The sequence below is a fragment of the Dokdonella fugitiva genome (assembly GCF_014138265.1).
Classification (GTDB): Bacteria; Pseudomonadota; Gammaproteobacteria; order Xanthomonadales; family Rhodanobacteraceae; genus Dokdonella_A; species Dokdonella_A fugitiva_A.
This window is the reverse complement of sequence record NZ_JACGXL010000006.1, coordinates 255869-274738: the sequence shown is the minus strand read 5'-3', so window position 1 is coordinate 274738 and position 18870 is coordinate 255869. Positions and strand designations below refer to the sequence as shown.

Below are 18870 nucleotides of genomic sequence, written 5' to 3'. Positions count from 1 at the left end.
GTGCGAATGAAGAATTCTGAAGGTGCCGCTGCGGCGCGGCGCGGCGCGCGCGGCCACGAACTCCCTCCTCGCAAGGTGCCCGAATCCATGTCCATCCACCATGCCCGCCGCACCTTCCTCGCGACCTGCGCCGCGGGTGCCGCCTGGGCCGCGTCACCGCGCGCGTTCGCCGCGCCCGCGGCGACGAACTGGCCGCGCTACCGCGACGCCATCGTCGTCGACGCGTGCGCGTCGCCCGGCCGTTCCGGCGACGGCGACGACGCGCTCGATGCGCGCGAGCTCGCCGACATCCGCGCGGGTGGCGTCACCGCGATCAACTTCACGGTCGGCTCGGTCGGCAGCTACGACGACGATTTCGAGAAGACCCTGCGCAACATCGCGTTCTGGGACGCGCAGCTCGCAGCGCACCCCGACGTGCTGCTCAAGGTCGTGCGCGGCGCGCAGCTCGACGACGCCAAGCGCAGCGGCCGCCTCGGCATCGTGTTCGGCTTCCAGGACACGACGATGTACGGCGAGAACCTCGAACGCTTCGACGTGTTCCACGACCTCGGCGTGCGCATCGTCCAGCTCACCTACAACCGCCGCAACCTCGTCGGCGACGGCTGCCTCGAACCCGGCAACGCGGGGCTCAGCAAGTTCGGCCTCGAACTCGTCGCGCGCATGAACGAGCGCAACGCGCTGGTCGACCTCAGCCACTGCGGGCAGCGCACGACGCGCGAAGGCATCCTCGCCTCGAAGCACCCGGTCGCGATCACCCACTCGGGCTGCGCCGCGGTCACCGAAGCGCCGCGCAACAAGCGCGACGAGGAACTGCGCCTGCTCGCCGAACGCGGCGGCGTTCTCGGCATCTACGTGATGCCGTACCTGCGCCGGCAAGGCCAGGTGCAGGCCGACGACGTGATCCGCCACCTCGAGCACGCGCTCGACGTCTGCGGCGAGGACCACGTCGGCATCGGCACCGACGGCACGACCTCGGGCGTCGAGATCACCGCGGCGTACAGGAAGCAGTTCGCCGACGAGATCGCGGAGCGCGCGCGGCGCGGCATCGCGGCCCCCGGCGAGCGCGCCGATTCGTACACGTTCGCGCCCGACCTCAACACGCCCACGCGCTTGGAGCGCATCGCGGTGCTGCTGTCGCAGCGCGGTCATTCCGATGCGCGCATCGAGAAGGTGCTCGGCGCGAACTTCGCACGCCTGTTCCGCGACGTGATCATCTGAAGGCGCGCGCCCGCGCGAGGCGGGCGCAGTGCTTCGGCGGCTGGCGGAGGGAGTCGGCGCAGCCAGACCTGGCACCTACGCGACGCCGAGAGGGGCGGCGCCGCGCAGCGGAAAATCGTTCAACCGTCGAAGCCGTCGCCGAACAGCGCGTCGCCGGCCGCAGGTGCGACGTTGAAATGCACCGGCACGATCGCCGGTCGCGTGCGGCGCGTCGGGTCGTTGCTGAATACGCAGATCGACGCGGCGTAGTCGCCCGGCGCGAGCGCGGTCGCGTCGAACGTGACGTCGTAGACGCCGAACGGCGCGCCCTGCGCGAGCGTCCCGGCCGCCGTCGACAGCGTGAGCCACGGCGCGTCGAGCGGCTGCGTGCAGTCGCCGCCGGCCTTGGCGATCGCCAGCGCGAACAGCTGGCGATGGTCGCCGGAAGGCGCGACCGGCGTCGGCGTGCCGGTGATCGGATCGATCGTCGCCACCGCGGCCGCGCCCGTCGCGTCGTACGAAGTCCAGTACAGCACGCCGGTCGCGCGATCGAACTTGATCCCTTGCGCGAACTTCGCGTCGACGCCGAGCGGGCCGACGACGCTGGCCTGGCCCGTCGCCTTGTCGATCGCGACGAGCGTGTCGTTGAGCGTGTCGAGGCCGACCATCGCGCCGGACTGGTCTATCGCGATGTCGGCGATCGTCGTCGACGTGCCGACATCGATGCGGCCGACGAAGGTCGCGACGGCGCTCTGTCGATCGATCGTGTACAGGCCCGACCAGCCGTTGGTCGCGTTCGTCACCGCGTACAGCGCGCCGCTCGCGGGATCCCACGCGACGCCCCACCACTGCTCGTTCGGCTGCGCCATCTGTGGAACCGGCCAGCCGACCAGCGTCTTCGTGCCGTCGGTCGTGTCGAGCGTGTAGAGCTCGTTGTAGTAGTAGTCGACCATCCACTCGCGACTGAAGTCGTTGTCGACGAAGTCGCCGCCGGCGATGTTCATACCCGCGAGATCGATGTCCGGCAGGATCACGTGCGCGTTCGCGGCATCCGGCGCGAACAGGTCGAGGCCGATGTAGTCCTGCGCACCGGTGCTCGTGTCGAGCTGCACGGCGTAGGCGGGCAGCCCCGGCGTGCCGAGCACGCCGGCAGGCGAGCGCGCACTGGAACCCGCGCTCTTCGCCGGATGGCGCTGCAACGCCGATGCATCGAAGGCCGTGCGCGGGGTCGCGCGCAGCGGACGCGCGGCGACCGACGACGCCGGGTATTCACCCGCGCTCCATTGCAGCGTGCGGTTGCCGTCGTTGCCGACCACGATCGGCTGGCTGACGACGATGCCGCTCGCCGCGAACGCGTCGAGCTGAGCGACCGGCAGCACGAGGTGCGGCGCGCCGACGTCGGCGTGCACGCTCGTCGTCGTCGAGAGCGCATCGGCGGGCGCCTGCAGCGTCCACTGCACGGCCTTGCCCGGCGTCAGTGCGGGCGCGAAGCTCGAATAGGTCTGCGCGGTCGTGCCGTCCGCCTGCAGGCCGGCGATCGCCTGCCCGCCGGCGTCGCCGAAATCCCCTTGCCCCGAACCGGTCGACAGGTACTGGAACAGGTAACCGCCGCTCGCTTCGTCGATGACGACTTCGAACGTGAAGCCCGGCATCGACGGCCAGTCGAGCGCGAGATCCGTCCATTCGACGACGAAGCGGCGCTGGCCCGGCGTGCTGCCGAGCACCTTCGTGTAGACGCTGCCGACACCGTCGGCATAGCCGCTCCACGCGGGCGCGATTGCCGACGTGACGTAGGTCGACGGGAACGCGTAGGTCATCGGGATCGCGCACGGCGCGCTGCCCGGCTGGATCGCACCGTTCGCGCCGACGCAGAGCACGTCGCTGCGCGTGCCGAACAGGCCGACCGGGAACGGTGCCTGCACCCGTGCCGAACGCGCGTGCGAGAAACCGCCCGCGAGATCGAGCAGCGTGCCGTCGGTGGCGTCGATGTAGTCGAACGCGACGCCGTCGTCGAACGCGTAGTCGGGACGCGTGCCGCTCGCGGTCCAGCTCGCCGCGACGTCGCCGTCGACGACCGCACCGGCGACCTCGAGCTTGATGTAGCGCCAGCTCTCGCCCGGCGCGATGTCCTGGTGCAGCTGGGCGAACAGGTCGCCGTGCAGCGAATCGGACAGCGTGTGCCAGGACAGCGTGTGGTCGGAGCCGTTGGTCAGCGTGTAGCACCAGGCGAGCTGGTCGCCGACGTCGGCGACGATGCTCGTCTGCGTGCTGCAGGCGTCGGGCTGACCCGGATCGGCGAGCGCGACGCCGACGTCGATGCACAGGCCGTCGGCCGAACACGCGCGCGGCGCCTGCACGCCCGTGCGGTGCAGCGCGACGGCTTCGGCGGCAGCGGAGCGTGCGCCGCCGAGGGCGGCGGCACCGGACGCGGCGAACAGCAACAACCAGTTGGCGGAACGGGCAGGCATCGGAACACCTCGGCAGGGGTGGCGGGCGTCAGCGCAGCGACACCGCGATGACGGACGCATGACGGAAGCCACGAGCCTGCACGAGCGATCGTCACGCGCCATTCGCAGTCGCTAGCAAACCCCTAGCAGGGCGCTAGTGCCGCCGTAGAAAACCAATACCGTCAACCTCTTGGCGGGGTTGCGCGGATCACGACCGCGCCGGCGGCAAGGCCGCGTCGCGCAGGCTCGCGCGCACCTGCCGCTCGCCGGCAAGCGCGTCCGCCTGGCGCAGTGCAGCCACGCGCAGGTCTTCGCGACCGAGGGCCTGGTACAGCGCGACCTGCAGTTCGGCGCAGGCGAAGTCACGGTCGGCCCAGCGCGCGACGCGGCCGCCGATCTCGGCCGCGCGCCGCGTGTCGCCGCGTTCGAGCAGCCAGCCCGCGTAGGCGATCGCGGCATCGGCGACCGTCGCCGGCACGCCGCCCTGCTCGGCGGCCGCGAGGGCGCGCTCGTATTGCCGCGCTGCCGTGGCGGCATCGTTGCGCGCGCGCGCCTGCGTCGCGAGTACGAGTGCCGCGTACGGCGACGCATCGTCGACCGTGCCGTCGGCGAGGTCGTTCGCACCCGCGCGCACGAGCAGCCAGGCGGTACGCTCGCGCAAGGGTTCGTCCGGCTGCTTCGGCCAGGCCGCGAGCGCGAGTCGCGCTTCGGCGACCGCGCGTGCGCGGTCGCCCGAGAGCTCGGCCAGACGCGCGCCCTGCGCGTGCACGTAGTGGCCGTAGCCGGCCTGCGTCGCGGCGGCGAGGTCGTCGGCGGTCGCGGCGAGCACCTGCGCCGCGGCCTGCAGGCGGCCGACGTCGATGAGCGCGCGCGCGCGATTGGCGGCGAGCGCGAGGCGCTGGCCCGGATCGCCGACCTGCGCGCGCAGCGCCCACAGGCGCTCGCTGCTGGCGAGCGCATCGGCGTGTTGCAGCAGGTCCGCCTGCACCTCGAGCTGGCCGTTGAGCACCGCGCGCTGCGCGTCGACGGCGCCGAAGCGCTCGAACGTCGTCGCCGCGGCGCGGAAGTCGACCAGCGCGTCGGCGAGGCGCCGCCGGTCCGCATCGAGCAGGCCGAGGTAGTTGTCGACGCGCGCGAGGCCGAGCGCATCGCCCGCCGCCGCCATGCGCGCGCGCGCGAGGCCGAGGTCGTTCGACGCGTCGTCGAAGCGGCGCAGGCACGCGCGCGCGAGGCCGCGGCCGGCCAGCGCATTGCCTTGCGCGAGCGGCTTGCCGTCGGGTTCGGCGAGTCGCACCGCGGCGTCGTACCACGGTTCGGCCGCGGCGCAGTCGCCGCGCCGCATCGCGAGCATGCCGCGCGAGACGAGCACGTTCGTGCGCAGCTCGAACGGCAGCGTCGCGGGATCGGCGAGCAGTTCGCGCAGGATCGTGTCGGCCTGCTCGATGCGCCCGAGGTGGAACTCGACCTGGGCCGAGCGAAAGCGCAGGCGCGGATCGTTCTGCTCGGCCGGCGACGACTGCTCGAGCAGTTCGCGCGCGAGGTCGTATTCGTTGCTGAGGATCGCCGCCTGCACGCGCTGCAGGCGGTCGTCGAGCGGGTCGCCCCTCCCCTCCTCGTCCGCGCTGCCGCGATGACCGAGTGCGGCGAGCAGCAGGCCGCTCGCCTGGCGCGCGGCCTCGGTCGGTTGCGCGCGCGTCGCGCTGACGCGATGGCTCGTGCCGCGATCGTCGAGCGCGTCGAGTTCGACGCGCCAGCCCTCGCTCGACGGCTGCACGCGGCCGTGCACGACCAGCCTCGGCTTGAACGCGGCGACGGCGTTCTGCTCGCGACGCGCCTCGTCGTCGTCCTCATGCGCGTGCAGCGCGGCGACGACGCTCTCGCTCGGCGGCACCGGCAACTGCGCCGCGCGCAAGCGCTCGGCGACGAGGTCCATCGCGCCGAGGCGCAACCAGCCTTGCTCGCGCGTGGCCGCGACGTCGAACGGCAGCACGAGCACGACCGCAGCACCCGTGGGGGGCGGCGGTACGGGCGATGCCTCGCGACGCACGGAAAACCACCAGCCGGCACCGACGACGACGGCGAGCACGGTGAATGCGAGCACGGCGACGGCGCGATGCCGTGGGCGCAACGATGCCGCGACGGTCGACCCGGTCGCCACGGAAACGTCGTCCGCGAGCATGAAAGCGGCCGGCTCCGCCGGAACGGCCGCGGGCGCACCATCGCCGCCCGCCACGGCGGCATCGTCGATCGGCATGACCCATCGATAGCCGAAGCCGGGCACGGTGCGGATCGCGCGCTGTGCCTGCGCATCGTCGCCGATCGCGCGTCGCGCACGCGCGATGAGCTGGCTCACGAGCACGTCGGCGACGTCGACGCGTCCCCACAGCGCGGCGACGAGTTCGTCGCGACCGACCGCGCGCTCGCGGTGCTCGATGAGGTACGCGAGGCACTCGAACACGCGCCGCGCGACCGGCTGCAGTTGCTCGTCATGCCAGAGTTCGCGGGCCTGCGGCGCGATCCGCCAACGCCCGAAGCGATAGTTCATCCGCGCATTTTAGGGCCTGGCGGCCGACGGCGGTGCGAGCGCGGCGACTTCCGCGGGCTCGAGCCGGCGCCAGCCGCCCTTGCCGAGCGTGCCGAGCACGAGCGTGCCGATCGCGACGCGCACGAGGCGCAACACGTCGACCTCGAGCGCGGCGAGCATGCGGCGGATCTGCCGGTTGCGACCTTCGTCGAGCACGATCTCGAGCCACGCGTGCCGTTCGCCGCGGCGCAGCTCGCGCACCGCCTTCACCGCGAGGCGCTCGCCGCCGTCGACGACGCCCGCGCGCATCGCCGCGAGCAGCGCGGCGTCGGGCAGGCGATCGATCTGCACGTGGTAGGTCTTGTCGAGGTGCGAATCGGGCGCGGTGATCGCCGCGGCCCAGGCACTGTCGTTGCTGAACAGCAGCAGGCCTTCGCTCGCGCGATCGAGCCGGCCGACCGGCGCGAGCCAGGGCAGCCCCGAGGCGCCGAACGACGCGTAGACGGTATCGCGACCGCGTTCGTCGGCGGCGCTCGTGACGACGCCGCGCGGCTTGTTGAGCACGACGTAGATGCGCTCGCGTGCCGCGACCGCGCTGCCGTCGATCGCGATGCGCTCGCGTGCGGCATCGGTCGGTCGCTCCGCGTCGCGCACGACGCGGCCATCGACGCTGACGCGGCCGTCGGCGATCCAGCGTGCCGCCTGCGTGCGCGAGGCGATGCCGAGCTTGGAGATCACGCGCGCGAGGCCGTGGCGCGATGCGGACGCGGTGCGTGCGGCCGGCCGCGCGTGCGACGCCCCGGGCCGGGGTTTGCGCACGCGCGTCAGATCCGCGCGAAGCCGTCGCGCGGCGGCGCGTCGAACGGCTCGCGTTCGACCGCGTCGACGCGCGCGCCCGGCGGGCCACGCAGCAGCCAGCGTTCGAGCTCGTCGATCGCCGCGGCGTCGCCGCCGGCGACCACCTCGACGCGGCCATCGACGAGGTTCTTCGCCCAGCCGACCAGGCCGAGTTCGCGCGCGCGCGCCTGCGTCGAGGCGCGGAAGAACACGCCCTGCACGAGCCCGGACACGTGGAAGCGCGCGCCGCTCATCGCAGCTACTTGGCCATGCTCGCGGCGACGACCTTGTCGAGGTCGTTGGCGGTGATCGGGCCGGTGAATTTGCGCGCGACGCTGCCATCCGGCGCGATCACGTAGGTGACCGGCAGGTTGCGCGGCACCTCGAAGTCGGGCAGCGGGTTGTAGACGTCGCCCTGGGCGAGCGGATACGACACCGGGTGCTTCTTCACGAACGCGTCGATCTCGTCGCGCTCGGTGTCTTCCCAGGCGATGCCGATCGCGCTGACGTTCTTCGCGTGCGCGCTCACGTACGCGGAGATGTCGGGCATCTCCTTGATGCACGGCGAGCACCAGGTCGCCCAGAAGTTGACGATGACCCAGCGGCCGTACTGCGCGGACAGCTCGAACGTCTTGCCGTCGAGCGTCTTGATCGAGAGCCCGGGTTTCGCCTTGGTCGCGTGCTGCTCGTCGGCGTGCGCCGTCGCGACGACGGCCGCGAAGGCGAAAGCGAGGGCGCGAAGGGAAAATGTCATGCGTGCTCCGACGGATTCGGGGAAGTGACGGGGGTCGCCGATGGTACATCCGGCGCGAACAACGCGGCCAATGGCAGGGCGAGCGCGCGGCGCGTACGTTCGCCGAGCTGGACGATCAGCGCGGCCGCGGGCGCGGCGAGGCCGTCGATGCCGGCGGCGTCGAGCGGCAAGCGGTAGCCGCCTTCCTCGACGAGCTCGAGCAGGCGCACCTGGCCGAGGTCGCGCACGACCATCCATTCGCCGAGCTCGCCGCGACGGATCACGCCGACCCGATGCAGGTCGCCGAGGTAGCGCTGCAGCAGGTCGTCGGTGAGGAACGGCTCGAGCGCGCACAGCTGCGCGCTGTGCAGCCCGCGCCCTTCGCGCTGCGCGGCGACGAAATGGCCGAGCACGCGCAGCAGGCCGGTCAGCTCGTGCCCGCGCGGCAGTCGCTGCGACGCGGGGCGGTAGTCGAACGCGTTGAGCGAAGCGGTGATCGACGCGCCGAACAGCACGATCGCCCACGACAGGTAGATCCAGAAGATGAAGATCGGCACCATCGCGAGCGCGCCGTACACCTGCTGGTAGCTCGCGTAGCGCGTCGCGTACAGCGCGAAGCCGCGCTTGGCGAGTTCGAACAGCGTGGTCGCGAGCAACGCGCCGAACAGCGCATGGCGCAAGCGCACGCCGCGGTTCGGGATCACCGCGTAGGCGGCGACGAGCGCGCTCCAGACGAGCAGGAACGGCAGCACCGCGAGCACGCGCGCCTTGATCGAGAACTGCGCCTCGGCGGCGTCGATGAACGGCAATGCGAACGCGTACGAACTGATCGCGAGCGCGGCGACGAGTAGCAGCGGGCCGAGCGTGAGCGCGGTCCAGTAGACGATGAAGCGTGCACCCGCGCCGCGCGGCACCTGCACGCGCCAGATGCGGTTGAACGCGTCCTCGATGCTCATCATCAGCGAGACCGCGCTGAACAGCAGCACGAGCACGCCGACCGCGGTCGCCCGGCTCGCGTTGTCGGCGAACTGGGTGAGGTAGCCCTGCACCGTGCTGCCTGCCGCGGGCACGAAGTTCTCGAACACCCACTGCGTGACCTGATCGCGCCAGCCGGCGAAGCCGGGGAACGCGGCGAGCACGCCGAGCACGGCGGCGGTGAGCGGTACCAGCGCGAACACCGTCGTGTACGCCAGCGCGCCCGCGGTCTGCAGGCAGCGGTCCTCGAGGAAGCGCCGCCAGGTGAAGTCGAGGAACGCGACGATGCGGTCGCGGTCGTAGCGCGGATGGACGAGCCGGAGCAGGCGATCGAGCAGCATGCCCCGAGCCTAGCGCAGCGCGGCTGACTGGCCAATGTGCGGCTCGACGGCGCGGCGACCGGCATCGCGACGCTCGTCCTGTGGGAGCAGCGGAAGCCGCGAAGCTCTCCGTGGTCCGGAGCAGGAGCATCGCGGCTTCCGCCGCTCCCACAGACGCCGCTCCGCCCGATGCGGGACGGCACGCGCACGCATGCATGCGCGGCGTCGCTTATCATCGACGCCCATTTCCCCGGGCCTGCCGATGAGCGAGATTCTCGTCCTCTACTACAGCCGTGGCGGCAAGGTCGCGCAGCTCGCGCGGCTTGTCGCACGCGGCGTCGAGGAAATCGGCGGCATGCGAGCGCGCGTGCGCAGCGTGCCGCCGGTCGCACCGGTCACCGAGACGGCAGCGCCCCCCGAGCCCGACGAAGGTGCACCGTACGTGACGCGCGCGGACCTGCACGACTGCGCGGGGCTCGTGCTCGGCAGCCCGACGCGCTTCGGCAACATGGCCGCGCCGCTCAAGCACTTCCTCGATACGACCTCGGCCGAGTGGGCGTCGGGCACGCTCGTCGGCAAGCCCGCGGGCGTGTTCACCTCGACCAGCACGATGCACGGCGGCCAGGAGACGACCCTGCTGTCGATGATGCTGCCGCTGCTTCACCACGGCATGCTCGTCGTCGGCATCCCGTATACCGAGGCCGCGCTCAACCGCACGCGCGGCGGCGGTTCGCCGTACGGCGCGAGCCACGTCGCCGGCACGTCGGGCGCGAACCCGATCGACGAGGACGAACGCGCGCTTGCGCGCGTGCTCGGCCGCCGCGTCGCCGACGTCGCGGCGAAACTGGAGCGCGGCGCATGACGCCGCAGCGAGTCGGCCATGCCGCCTGGGCAGCGCTCGTGCTGCTGCAACCGCTCTGGTATTTCTGGCTCGCGCCGCCGGCGAACGGCAAGCCGCTGTACGCGCTCGCACTGACCCTGCCGCCGCTGCTGCTGCCGCTGTTCGCACTCGCGCGTCCGCGCCGCGCGCTGCTCTGGATCGGCATCGTCGCGTTGTTCTACTTCTGCCACGGCATCGTCGCGGCGTGGGCGGTACCCGCAGCGCGACTGCCCGCGCTGCTCGAAGCCGCATGTTGCGTCGTGCTGGTCGGCGCCATCGGCTGGGATACGCGGCAACGCAAGGCCGCAGCGAATCGCATCGAGGCGGCATCCAAGGACTGAAACACGGGGGCACGCCGAGGCGAAGCTCTCTGGTACTTGCCTTCTCCGTGTGCTCCGTGTGCTCCGTGTTTCAATCCTTCTTCTTCGCCTTTGTCTTCTGCTCGCAGCACTGCTGGTGCTTGTGCTCGACTGCCGACGGCAGGCGGTCGGCGAGGAACTCGACCAGCGCGCGCACGCCGGGCAGCTGGCCACGCCGGCTCGGGTAGACGAAGTGCATGACGCCCTGCGGCATCGCCCAATCGGGCAGCACGACCTCGAGTTCGCCCTTGACGACCGCCGGCGCGCAGACGAATTCGGGCAAGGTCGCCACGCCCTGCCCGCGTCGCGCCGCCTCGAACAGCAACGCGAAATCGCCGCAGATCACCCGCGCCTGCATCTCCACGCTCGCCTTCGCGCCCTCGGAGCCGTGCAGTTCGAGGATCTGCGCGCCATCGTGCTCGAGCATCGACAGCAGCGGCAGGCGTTCGAGGTCGACCGGCTGGGCGGGACGACCGTGCGCATCGAGAAACTGCGGCGAGGCGACGAGCAGCGCGCGCGAATGGCCGAACGTGCGCAGCACCAGCGACGCGTCGGTATCGAGCTTGTCGCGCACGCGGATCGCGAGGTCGAAACCCTCGCCGATCACGTCGACGCGGCGGTTGCTCGACAGCACGCGCACCTGCACCTTCGGATGCGCCGCGAGGAAGTCGGGAAGGACGTGCGCGATGATCGTCTGCACGAGCGAGACCGGGCAGCTGAAACGCACCACGCCGCGCGGCTCGGCGCGCAGCTCGTCGACGACATCCTGCGCAGCGCGCGCTTCCTCGAGCGCCGCGCGGCAGTGCGCGTAGAAACGCTCGCCGATCTCGGTCACCGCGAAGCGGCGCGTGGTCCGCTGCAGCAGGCGCACGCCGAGGCGCTCCTCGAGCTGGGCGATGCGCTTGCTGAGGCGCGACTTGGGCGTGTTGAGCGCGCGCCCGGCCGCCGAAAAGCCCTTGTGTTCGACCACGGCCGCGAAGAAGCGCAAATCGTTGAGGTCGTGCAGCGCGCCGTCGGCCGTCGTCATGATCGTTTCCCTGTGCGAACGAACCATCGCATTTTGACGGACTTATCGGGTGATTGTCCACGCCATATCGTTTCCGGCGTCGGAAGCACCGCTTCCCGCGGTCCCAGGAGACCCGTCATGAAACTGCTCCATGTCGATTCCAGCGCCCTCGGCACCCACTCGGTCACGCGCGACCTCGGCCGCGCCCTGGTCGAGTCGTGGACGCGCAACAACCCCGGCACGGACGTCGTCTACCACGACCTCGCCGCGCAGCCGCTGCCGCACTGGGCACCGGTAGCCGATGCGAGCGACCCCGCCGCGCGCGCCGGCAACGCGATGCTCGACGAATTCCTCGCCGCCGACGTCGTGGTCATCGGTGCGCCGATGTACAACTTCTCGATCCCGAGCACGCTGAAGGCGTGGATCGACCGCGTCGCCGTCGCCGGCAAGACGTTCCGCTACGGCGCGAACGGCCCCGAAGGCCTCGCCGGCGGCAAGCGCGTGATCATCGTCTCCGCGCGCGGCGGCATCTACAGCGAAGGCCCGGCCGAAGCGATGGACTTCCAGGAAGACTACCTGCGCAAGGTGTTCGGCTTCCTCGGCGTCACCGACATCGAAGTCGTGCGCGCGGAAGGCGTGAACCTTTCGCCGGAGAACAAGCAGCGCGCGGTTGCCGCCGCACATCGCTCGATCGCCGACGCCCATCGCCTCGCCGCCTGAGCAGGATGCCGCGCGCGGCTCAGTGCGCGTCCGCCGGAGGCGCCGCCGCCACGACGCGCGGCGGCCGGCACAGCGGCACGAGCACGAGTGCGACGAGGAACATCCACGCCATCAGGCGGAACACGTCGTTGAAGGCGAGCGTGAGCGACGCACGCGCGACCACGCGGGCGATCTCGCCCTGGGCGACGAGCAGCGCGTGCGCGGCGTCGCTGGTCGCCGCGGCGAAGCGGCCGGCGAGCGCGGCGACCACGTCCGGCGCGGTGCGCGCCGCTTCGCCGAGGCTTTCGCCGAAGCGCGCGACGTGGATGCGCGCTTCGTCCTGCAGCCAGGTGTTGACGATCGCGATGCCGATGGCGCCGCCGAGGTTGCGCATGAGGTTGAACAATCCCGAGGCGGCACGCAGTTCCGTGCCGGCGAAGCCGCCGAGCGCGAGCGTCACGCTCGGCACGATGCAGAGCATGATCGCGAGGCCGCGCAGCGCCTGCGGCAGCAGCAACGCGGCGAAGCCCCATTCGGGCGTGAGGTAGGACGCGAGCCACAGGCTCGCCGCGAACAGCGGCAGGCCGACCGCGATCATCGCCCGTGGATCGACGCGCTGCGACAGGCGCGCGGCGACCAGCGTGCTGGCGATCTGCGCGATGCCGGTGACGAACACGGTGGTGCCGATCTGCAGGCTGTCGTAGCCGCGCACGCGGCCGAGGAAAAGCGGCACCAGGTAGGTCGCCGAGTACAGGCCGAAGCCGATCACGAGGTTGAACAGGCAGGCGAACACGAACGTCGGCTCGCGGAACGGCGACAGTCGCACGACCGGTGCCGGCGAGCGCAGCGAGCGCTCGAGGAACAGGCCGAAGCCGACGAGCGACAGCCATGCCGCGGTCGCGACCACGGGATCGTCGAGCCACTGGTAACGCGGCCCTTCCTCGAGCACGTATTCGAGCCCGCCGAGGAACGCCGCCATCGCGACGAGATGCACGTAGTCGATGCGCTTGAGCATCGCGACGTCGGCCTTGTCGACGCGCACGAGCAGCAGCGTCAGCGCGGTGACCGCGATGCCGGGCACGATGTTCACGTAGAAGATCGAGCGCCAGCCGAACGCCTCGGTGAGCACGCCGCCGACGGTGGGCCCGAGCGTCGGCGCGAGCACCGACACCATGCCGAGGATCGCCGGTATCAGCGCACGCTCCTTGCCGTCGAACAGGGCGAAGCCGGTCGCGAACACGGTCGGGATCATCGCGCCGCCGACGAAGCCCTGGATCACCCTGAACGCGGTCATCGACTCGATGTCCCACGCCGCGCCGCACAGCGCGCTCGCGAGCGTGAACAGGCCCGCCGACAGCGCGAACAGCCAGCGCGTCGACAGCGCCTGGGCGAGGAACGCCGAGAACGGGATCATCACGAGTTCGGCCATGAGGTAGCCGGTCTGCACCCAGCTGATCTCGTCGGGCCCCGCGGACAGGCCCGCCTGCACGTCGTTGAGGGAGGCGGCGACGATCTGGATGTCGATGAGCGCCATGAACTGGCCGAACGCCATCACGCCGAAGATGAGGAAGCGCTGCGCGAGCGGCAGGTCCGCGGGCGAAGGCGGTGCGGCGACGGCACGCGGAAGCGGAAGCGGGATCGAGGCGGACATGGCGGAGGGCCTTGAAACGGCGGCGGCGTGATTATATTATGATCATCATATCATTCATCAAGGCATGCCGATGCGCTACGACAGCGAACACAAGCAGAAGACGCGCGAGCGCGTGCTCGATGCGGCTGCAGGCGCGATCCGCGCGTCCGGCCCCGAGCGCGTCGGCGTCGCCGGGATCATGGCCGAGGCCGGCCTCACCCACGGCGGCTTCTACGCGCATTTCGACTCGAAGGATGACCTCGTCACCGCCGCGGTCGGACACATGTTCGAACAGGCTCGCGCGCGCTTCGTGCGCGAGACCGAAGGCCGCGACGCGCGCACGGGCTTGCGCGCGTACGTCGACTTCTACCTGTCGAAGAAGCATCGCGACTCGCGCGACAGCGGCTGCCCGATCCCCGCGCTGTCGTCCGACCTGCCGCGCCTGACCGAAGAAACGCGCGCGATCTACGCCGACGGCGTGCAGCGCCTCGTCGCGCGCCTCACCGCGATGCTCGGCGAACTCGGCCGTGCGGAAGCAGAGGGCGAGGCGCGTTCGCTCGTCGCCGAACTCGTCGGTGCGCTCGCGCTCGCGCGCGTCGAGCCCGACGCCAAACGGTCCGACGCGATCCTCGCGGCGTCGAAGCGGCACCTCGTTCGCCGCTTCGGCCTGGAGGCGCGCGCATGAGCATGACCCGCGAGATCGGCGCGGGCCTCGACGGTCTCGCGCAACTGCGCGCGTTCATCGCCGCGGGCAAGCGCCCCGGCATCGGCGACGCACTCGACTTCGATCTCGTCGAGGTCGACGACGGCCACGCGGTGTTCGCCGGCTCGCCCGGGCCGCACGCCCACAACCCGATGGGCGTCGCGCACGGCGGCTGGTTCGCGACGCTGCTCGATTCGGCCTGCGGCTGCGCGGTGCATTCGAAGCTTTCGCCGACACAAGCGTACACGACGCTCGAACTCAAGGTCGCGTTCCACAAGGCGGCCACCGCGGCGACCGGCCGCATGCGTGCCGAAGGGCGCGTGATCGCGTTCGGCCGGCGCGTCGCGTACGCCGAAGCGCGCCTCGTCGACGCGGCCGGCGTGCTCCACGCGACCGCAACCTCCACCCTGCTGGTGATGGAAAAATGAACACACCCGCCCCGTCGCCGCGCCGCGTGCGCGGTCCGCTGTTCGCCGCGGTGATCGCGCTCGTGGTCGCTGTTGCCGGCGTGCTCTGGCTGTATGCGCCGCGTCGCAGCGAATCGACCGACAATGCCTACCTGCAGGCCGACAGTTCGGTCGTCGCGCCGAAAGTGCGTGGCCTCGTCGCCGAGGTGCTCGTGCAGCACGACCAGCGCGTTCGCAAGGGCGACCCGCTCGTGCGCATCGACGCCGAGGAATTCGACGCACGCGTCGCCTCGGCACGCGCGAGCGTGCAGAACGCCGACGCGGCGATCGCGGCCGCGCGCGCCGCGCTGACGACCCTCGACGCCGAGCAGCGCCTCGCCGCGTCGAACGTGCGTGCGGCGCAGACCTCGATCCGCTCGTCCGACGCGCAACGCGCGCTCGCCGAAGCCGATCGCCGCCGCTACGACGACCTCGTGCGCAGCGGTGCGGTCGCGCGCCGCGACGTCGACCAGTACCGTGCGGCCGAGGTCACCGCGCAGGCGAACGCGGACCACAGCCGCGCCGCGCTCGCGGTCAGCCGCGACCAGGCCGCGGTGACCGATGCGCGTGGCGAGACGCTGCGCGCGAACCTCGCCCAGACCGAAGCCGCGCGCGCGACCGCGCAAGCGGCGCTCGACCTCGCGCTGCAGGACCAGCGCAATGCACTCGTGCGCGCACCGGTCGACGGCGTCGTCGGCGACCGCCAGGTCGAGCCCGGCGACTACGTGCAACCGGGCACGCGCCTCATGACGGTCGTGCCGCTCGACGCGCTGTACGTCGTCGCGAACTTCAAGGAGACGCAGACCGCGCGCATGACGGTCGGCCAGCGCGCGCGCGTCGTCGTCGACGCGCTGCCCGGTGAGACGCTGGGCGCGCGCGTCGACAGCTTCGCGCCGGGCTCCGGCTCGCAGTTCTCGCTGCTGCCGTTCGAACCCGGCACCGGCAACTTCACCAAGATCGTGCAACGCGTGCCGGTGCGCATCCGCTTCGATGCGGACCAGCCCGCGCTCGCGCGCCTGCGCGCCGGCCTGTCGAGCACGGTCACGGTCGTGCTCGATGCGCCGGCGAACCGCCAGGCATCGCGCTGAACTTCGCGGCGGACCGGCGTCCGCCGCATCCGTACCCCAACCAAGGACATGCAGATGAAGATCCAAGGCAGTACCGCGTTCGTCACCGGCGCCAACCGCGGCCTCGGCCTCGCCTACGCGAAGGCGCTCCTCGACGCCGGCGCGCGCAAGGTCTACGCGGCCGCGCGCGATCCATCGACCGTCGCGCTCGCCGGCGTCGTGCCGGTGCGCCTCGACGTCGACGACGACGGCCAGGTCGCCGCCGCCGCGCGCGAATGCGGCGACGTCGACCTCGTCGTCAACAACGCGGGCGTCATCGGCGGCACGCCGCTGCTCGCCGACGGCGGCGACGCCGCGCTGCGGCGCGTGCTCGAGACCAACCTGCACGGCATGCTCGCCGTCAGCCGCGCGTTCGCGCCCGTGCTCGCCCGCAACGGCGGCGGCGCGCTCGTCAACATGCTGTCGGCGCTGAGCTGGGTCAGCCTGCCGCAATCGGGCGCGTATTCGGTGTCGAAGGCCGCCGCCTGGGCGCTCACCAATGGCCTGCGCCACGAACTGCGCGCGCAAGGCACGCTCGTCGTCGCCGTGCACGCGGGCTACATCGACACCGACATGGTGAAGAGCGTCGATGCGCCTAAGGCGAAGCCCGAGGACATCGCCCGCGCGGTGCTCGCCGGGATCGAGGCCGGCGCACCCGAAGTGCTCGCCGACGACACCGCACGCCACGTCAAGGCCGGCTTCGCCGCGACGCCGTCGATCTACCTCGGCTGAAGCAATCGTCCACGCGCCGCCGCATGCGGCGGCGCATCCACTTGACCGGGGTCAAGGCAGCCCCGCGCGGTTCGCGGATCATGACACCATGAACGCGACCGCCTTCGACCGCAACCTCATCGCGCGCTACGACGTCGGCGCGCCGCGCTATACCTCGTATCCGACCGCGCCGCATTTTCGCGAGAGTTTCGGCGAAGCCGACCTGCTGCGCGCGATCAAGGCGTCCAACGGCGACCCGATCCCGCGCGACCTGTCCGCCTACGTGCACGTGCCGTTCTGCCTGTCCCCGTGCTTCTACTGCGGCTGCGCGCGCATCGTCACGCACGACCGTGGCAAGGCGGCCAGCTACCTGACCCGCCTGCATCGCGAGATCGAGCTCGTCGCCGCACGCTTCGATCGCGACCGCGTGCTCGCCCAGCTGCACTTCGGCGGCGGCACGCCGAACTTCCTCGACGTCGAGCAACTCGTCGAGCTGATCGACTCGCTCGAGCGCCATTTCGGCTTCAGCCGCGACGGCAGCCGCGAGTTCGGCATCGAGCTCGACCCGCGCTACTGCAGCGAGGACTACGCACGACAGGTCGCCGCGGCCGGCATCAACCGCGTGTCGATCGGCGTGCAGGATTTCGATCCGGCCGTGCAGCAGGCGGTCAATCGCGTGCAGGGCGTCGACGAGACCGCCGCGGTGATGATCGGCGCGCGCCGCGGCGGCGTGCGCTCGATCAACCTCGACCTCATCTACGGCCTGCCGCGGCAGACGCCGGAGTCGTTCGCGACGACCCTCGAGCAGGTGATCGCGCTGTCGCCGGACCGCATCGCCGCGTACGGCTACGCGCACCTGCCGGAGCGCTTCAAGGCGCAGCGGCAAATCGACAAGTACGAACTGCCGGATGCGGGAACCCGCCTGACGTTGCTGCAACAGACGGTCGAGATGCTGACCGCAGCCGGCTACGTGCACATCGGCGTCGACCATTTCGCGCTGCCCGACGACGACCTCGCGCGCGCGCTCGCCAACGGCACGCTGCATCGCAACTTCCAGGGCTATTCGACCCATGCCGCCTGCGACCTCGTCGGCTTCGGCATGAGCGCGATCGGCCACGTCGGCGACACCTTCAGCCAGAACGCGAAGGACCTCGTCGGCTACTACGCGGCGCTCGACGGCGGGCGGTTGCCGGTCGCGCGCGGCCTGCGCCTCGACGCCGACGACCTCGTGCGCGCGGACGTCATCCAGCAGCTCATGTGCGGCGGCGACGTCGACGTCGCGGCATTCGAGGAGCGCTACTCGCTCGACTTCGCACTGTATTTCCGCGACTCGCTGCGACAGCTGCGCGCGCTCGAGCAGGACGGACTGGTCGAGAGCACGCCCGCGCGCATCCGCGTGACCGCGCGTGGCCGCTTCCTCCTGCGCAACATCGCGCGCTGCTTCGACGCGTATGCGGAGAGTTCCGATGTCCGCTACTCTCGCGCGGTCTGAGACCGGCGGACCGGCGGAGGTGCGCGTGGGCCATGATCGGGCTGCGACCGGTCGCGCGACGCGCGCCCCGATCGCCGACGACGGCGACGCACTGCGCTTCTGTTCGACCTGCGCGTTCGGCGCGGTGTGCTGCGACCGCGGCGTGGACAAGCTCGCGCTGAACGAGCTGCACTGCCTGGTCGAGCATGTCGGCCCGTATCGCGCCGGCGAAGCAGTGTTCCGCAACGGCGAACGGTTCGGCGCGATCTACGCGGTGCGCAGCGGCACCGTGAAGACGCGCGTCGTCGACCTCGAAGGACGCGAACTCGTGCTCGGCTTCCACTTGCCGGGCGAACTCGTCGGCCTCGACGCGATCCATCCCGAGTGCTATCCGTGCGACGCGATCGCACTCGAGCCGACCGAAGTCTGCCGCTTCTCGTTCCCCGCGCTGTCGACGCTCGCGGCGCGCCTGCCCGGCATCCAGCGCGAACTGTTCCGCCGCATGAGCAAGGACATCGGCGGCAAGGCCCTGCTCGCGGGCGACTACTCGTCCGACGAGCGCCTCGCCGCGTTCCTCGTCCTGCTCGGCCGGCGCTACGCCGAACGCGGCTTCGCGCCAGGCGCGCTGCATCTGGCGATGTCGCGCGGCGACATCGCGAACTACCTGCGCCTCGCCGCCGAGACGGTCAGTCGGGTGCTGCGTCGGTTCCAGGACCAGGGACTCATCCGCGTCGACGGCCGCGACCTCACCATCGCGAAGCCGGCCGAGCTGTACGCGCTCGCGCGACCGATCCTCGATCGCTGAACTGCCACTCCGCGCACTCGC

General features: G+C 71.4%; 18 protein-coding genes. 10 read left to right on the top strand and 8 right to left on the bottom strand.

Annotation, left to right across the window (positions count from 1 at the left end):
* Positions 1–87 precede the first annotated feature (87 nt).
* Positions 88–1218 carry a dipeptidase gene (locus tag FHW12_RS17800; protein WP_182532393.1) on the top strand — a complete coding sequence of 377 codons (1131 nt, stop codon included), beginning with the start codon at positions 88–90 and terminating at the stop codon, positions 1216–1218.
* A gap of 119 nt (positions 1219–1337) precedes the next feature.
* Here FHW12_RS17800 and FHW12_RS17795 read toward each other — a convergent pair whose 3' ends face one another.
* The 6 genes from FHW12_RS17795 to FHW12_RS17770 form a co-directional block, all read right to left on the bottom strand.
* Positions 1338–3665, bottom strand: coding sequence for a hypothetical protein (locus FHW12_RS17795; RefSeq protein ID WP_182532392.1), 2328 nt, complete (start codon positions 3663–3665; stop codon positions 1338–1340).
* 187 nt (positions 3666–3852) lie between these two features.
* Positions 3853–6189: a winged helix-turn-helix domain-containing protein gene (locus FHW12_RS17790; RefSeq protein WP_182532391.1), complete on the bottom strand. Its 2337-nt coding sequence runs from the start codon at positions 6187–6189 to the stop codon at positions 3853–3855.
* 9 nt (positions 6190–6198) lie between these two features.
* Positions 6199–6987, bottom strand: coding sequence for a pseudouridine synthase (locus FHW12_RS17785; RefSeq protein ID WP_310735278.1), 789 nt, complete (start codon positions 6985–6987; stop codon positions 6199–6201).
* 5 nt (positions 6988–6992) lie between these two features.
* The gene (locus FHW12_RS17780; RefSeq protein WP_182532390.1) at positions 6993–7259 is read right to left on the bottom strand and encodes an acylphosphatase; all 267 of its coding nucleotides are present in this window, start codon (positions 7257–7259) and stop codon (positions 6993–6995) included.
* Between the two features lie 5 nt (positions 7260–7264).
* Positions 7265–7759 (bottom strand): TlpA disulfide reductase family protein, encoded by a 495-nt coding sequence (locus FHW12_RS17775; protein WP_182532389.1) that lies wholly within the window; start codon positions 7757–7759, stop codon positions 7265–7267.
* Complete coding sequence (locus tag FHW12_RS17770; RefSeq protein WP_182532388.1) at positions 7756–9054, bottom strand: YihY family inner membrane protein; 1299 nt, start codon at positions 9052–9054, stop codon at positions 7756–7758. The genes FHW12_RS17775 and FHW12_RS17770 overlap by 4 nt, the downstream gene beginning before the upstream one ends.
* Positions 9055–9295: 241 nt before the next feature.
* On the opposite strand from FHW12_RS17770, the gene wrbA reads away from it, so the two are divergent.
* Both wrbA and FHW12_RS17760 read left to right on the top strand, forming a co-directional pair.
* Positions 9296–9895: an NAD(P)H:quinone oxidoreductase gene (gene wrbA / locus FHW12_RS17765; protein ID WP_182532387.1), complete on the top strand. Its 600-nt coding sequence runs from the start codon at positions 9296–9298 to the stop codon at positions 9893–9895.
* On the top strand, positions 9892–10254 hold the full coding sequence (locus tag FHW12_RS17760) for a DUF2069 domain-containing protein (RefSeq protein ID WP_182532386.1): 363 nt from the start codon (positions 9892–9894) through the stop codon (positions 10252–10254). Before wrbA ends, FHW12_RS17760 begins: the two co-directional genes overlap by 4 nt.
* Positions 10255–10324: 70 nt before the next feature.
* Here FHW12_RS17760 and FHW12_RS17755 read toward each other — a convergent pair whose 3' ends face one another.
* A complete protein-coding gene (locus FHW12_RS17755) occupies positions 10325–11299 on the bottom strand; it encodes a LysR substrate-binding domain-containing protein (RefSeq protein WP_182532385.1) in 975 nt (324 codons plus the stop codon).
* 117 nt (positions 11300–11416) lie between these two features.
* On the opposite strand from FHW12_RS17755, the gene FHW12_RS17750 reads away from it, so the two are divergent.
* Positions 11417–11998, top strand: coding sequence for an FMN-dependent NADH-azoreductase (locus FHW12_RS17750; protein ID WP_182532384.1), 582 nt, complete (start codon positions 11417–11419; stop codon positions 11996–11998).
* Positions 11999–12017: 19 nt separating this feature from the next.
* On the opposite strand, the gene FHW12_RS17745 is transcribed toward FHW12_RS17750, so the two are convergent.
* Positions 12018–13628, bottom strand: a complete 1611-nt coding sequence (locus FHW12_RS17745; RefSeq protein ID WP_182532383.1) for a DHA2 family efflux MFS transporter permease subunit — start codon at positions 13626–13628, stop codon at positions 12018–12020.
* A 70-nt stretch (positions 13629–13698) separates the two neighbouring features.
* On the opposite strand from FHW12_RS17745, the gene FHW12_RS17740 reads away from it, so the two are divergent.
* From FHW12_RS17740 to FHW12_RS17715, 6 genes are all read left to right on the top strand, one after another.
* On the top strand, positions 13699–14292 hold the full coding sequence (locus FHW12_RS17740) for a TetR/AcrR family transcriptional regulator (protein ID WP_182532475.1): 594 nt from the start codon (positions 13699–13701) through the stop codon (positions 14290–14292).
* Positions 14289–14738: a PaaI family thioesterase gene (locus FHW12_RS17735; RefSeq protein WP_182532382.1), complete on the top strand. Its 450-nt coding sequence runs from the start codon at positions 14289–14291 to the stop codon at positions 14736–14738. The genes FHW12_RS17740 and FHW12_RS17735 overlap by 4 nt, the downstream gene beginning before the upstream one ends.
* Positions 14735–15844, top strand: coding sequence for an HlyD family secretion protein (locus FHW12_RS17730; protein WP_182532381.1), 1110 nt, complete (start codon positions 14735–14737; stop codon positions 15842–15844). Before FHW12_RS17735 ends, FHW12_RS17730 begins: the two co-directional genes overlap by 4 nt.
* A gap of 54 nt (positions 15845–15898) precedes the next feature.
* The gene (locus tag FHW12_RS17725; RefSeq protein WP_182532380.1) at positions 15899–16594 is read left to right on the top strand and encodes an SDR family oxidoreductase; all 696 of its coding nucleotides are present in this window, start codon (positions 15899–15901) and stop codon (positions 16592–16594) included.
* An 88-nt stretch (positions 16595–16682) separates the two neighbouring features.
* Positions 16683–18065 (top strand): oxygen-independent coproporphyrinogen III oxidase, encoded by a 1383-nt coding sequence (gene hemN / locus FHW12_RS17720; protein ID WP_182532379.1) that lies wholly within the window; start codon positions 16683–16685, stop codon positions 18063–18065.
* Between the two features lie 25 nt (positions 18066–18090).
* Positions 18091–18849, top strand: a complete 759-nt coding sequence (locus FHW12_RS17715; protein ID WP_310735277.1) for a helix-turn-helix domain-containing protein — start codon at positions 18091–18093, stop codon at positions 18847–18849.
* The last annotated feature ends 21 nt before the right edge of the window (positions 18850–18870 follow it).

Excerpts from the sequence above, each read along its gene's own strand:
- FHW12_RS17725 (WP_182532380.1), top strand. The coding sequence starts at position 15,899 with ATGAAGATCCAAGGCAGTACCGCGTTCGTCACCGGCGCCAACCGCGGC.
- FHW12_RS17760 (WP_182532386.1), top strand. The coding sequence starts at position 9,892 with ATGACGCCGCAGCGAGTCGGCCATGCCGCCTGGGCAGCGCTCGTGCTG.
- hemN (WP_182532379.1), top strand. The coding sequence starts at position 16,683 with ATGAACGCGACCGCCTTCGACCGCAACCTCATCGCGCGCTACGACGTC.
- FHW12_RS17800 (WP_182532393.1), top strand. The coding sequence starts at position 88 with ATGTCCATCCACCATGCCCGCCGCACCTTCCTCGCGACCTGCGCCGCG.
- FHW12_RS17745 (WP_182532383.1), bottom strand. The coding sequence starts at position 13,628 with ATGTCCGCCTCGATCCCGCTTCCGCTTCCGCGTGCCGTCGCCGCACCG.
- FHW12_RS17775 (WP_182532389.1), bottom strand. The coding sequence starts at position 7,759 with ATGACATTTTCCCTTCGCGCCCTCGCTTTCGCCTTCGCGGCCGTCGTC.
- FHW12_RS17780 (WP_182532390.1), bottom strand. The coding sequence starts at position 7,259 with ATGAGCGGCGCGCGCTTCCACGTGTCCGGGCTCGTGCAGGGCGTGTTC.
- wrbA (WP_182532387.1), top strand. The coding sequence starts at position 9,296 with ATGAGCGAGATTCTCGTCCTCTACTACAGCCGTGGCGGCAAGGTCGCG.
- FHW12_RS17735 (WP_182532382.1), top strand. The coding sequence starts at position 14,289 with ATGAGCATGACCCGCGAGATCGGCGCGGGCCTCGACGGTCTCGCGCAA.
- FHW12_RS17730 (WP_182532381.1), top strand. The coding sequence starts at position 14,735 with ATGAACACACCCGCCCCGTCGCCGCGCCGCGTGCGCGGTCCGCTGTTC.
- FHW12_RS17770 (WP_182532388.1), bottom strand. The coding sequence starts at position 9,054 with ATGCTGCTCGATCGCCTGCTCCGGCTCGTCCATCCGCGCTACGACCGC.
- FHW12_RS17790 (WP_182532391.1), bottom strand. The coding sequence starts at position 6,189 with ATGAACTATCGCTTCGGGCGTTGGCGGATCGCGCCGCAGGCCCGCGAA.
- FHW12_RS17750 (WP_182532384.1), top strand. The coding sequence starts at position 11,417 with ATGAAACTGCTCCATGTCGATTCCAGCGCCCTCGGCACCCACTCGGTC.
- FHW12_RS17755 (WP_182532385.1), bottom strand. The coding sequence starts at position 11,299 with ATGACGACGGCCGACGGCGCGCTGCACGACCTCAACGATTTGCGCTTC.
- FHW12_RS17740 (WP_182532475.1), top strand. The coding sequence starts at position 13,699 with ATGCGCTACGACAGCGAACACAAGCAGAAGACGCGCGAGCGCGTGCTC.
- FHW12_RS17795 (WP_182532392.1), bottom strand. The coding sequence starts at position 3,665 with ATGCCTGCCCGTTCCGCCAACTGGTTGTTGCTGTTCGCCGCGTCCGGT.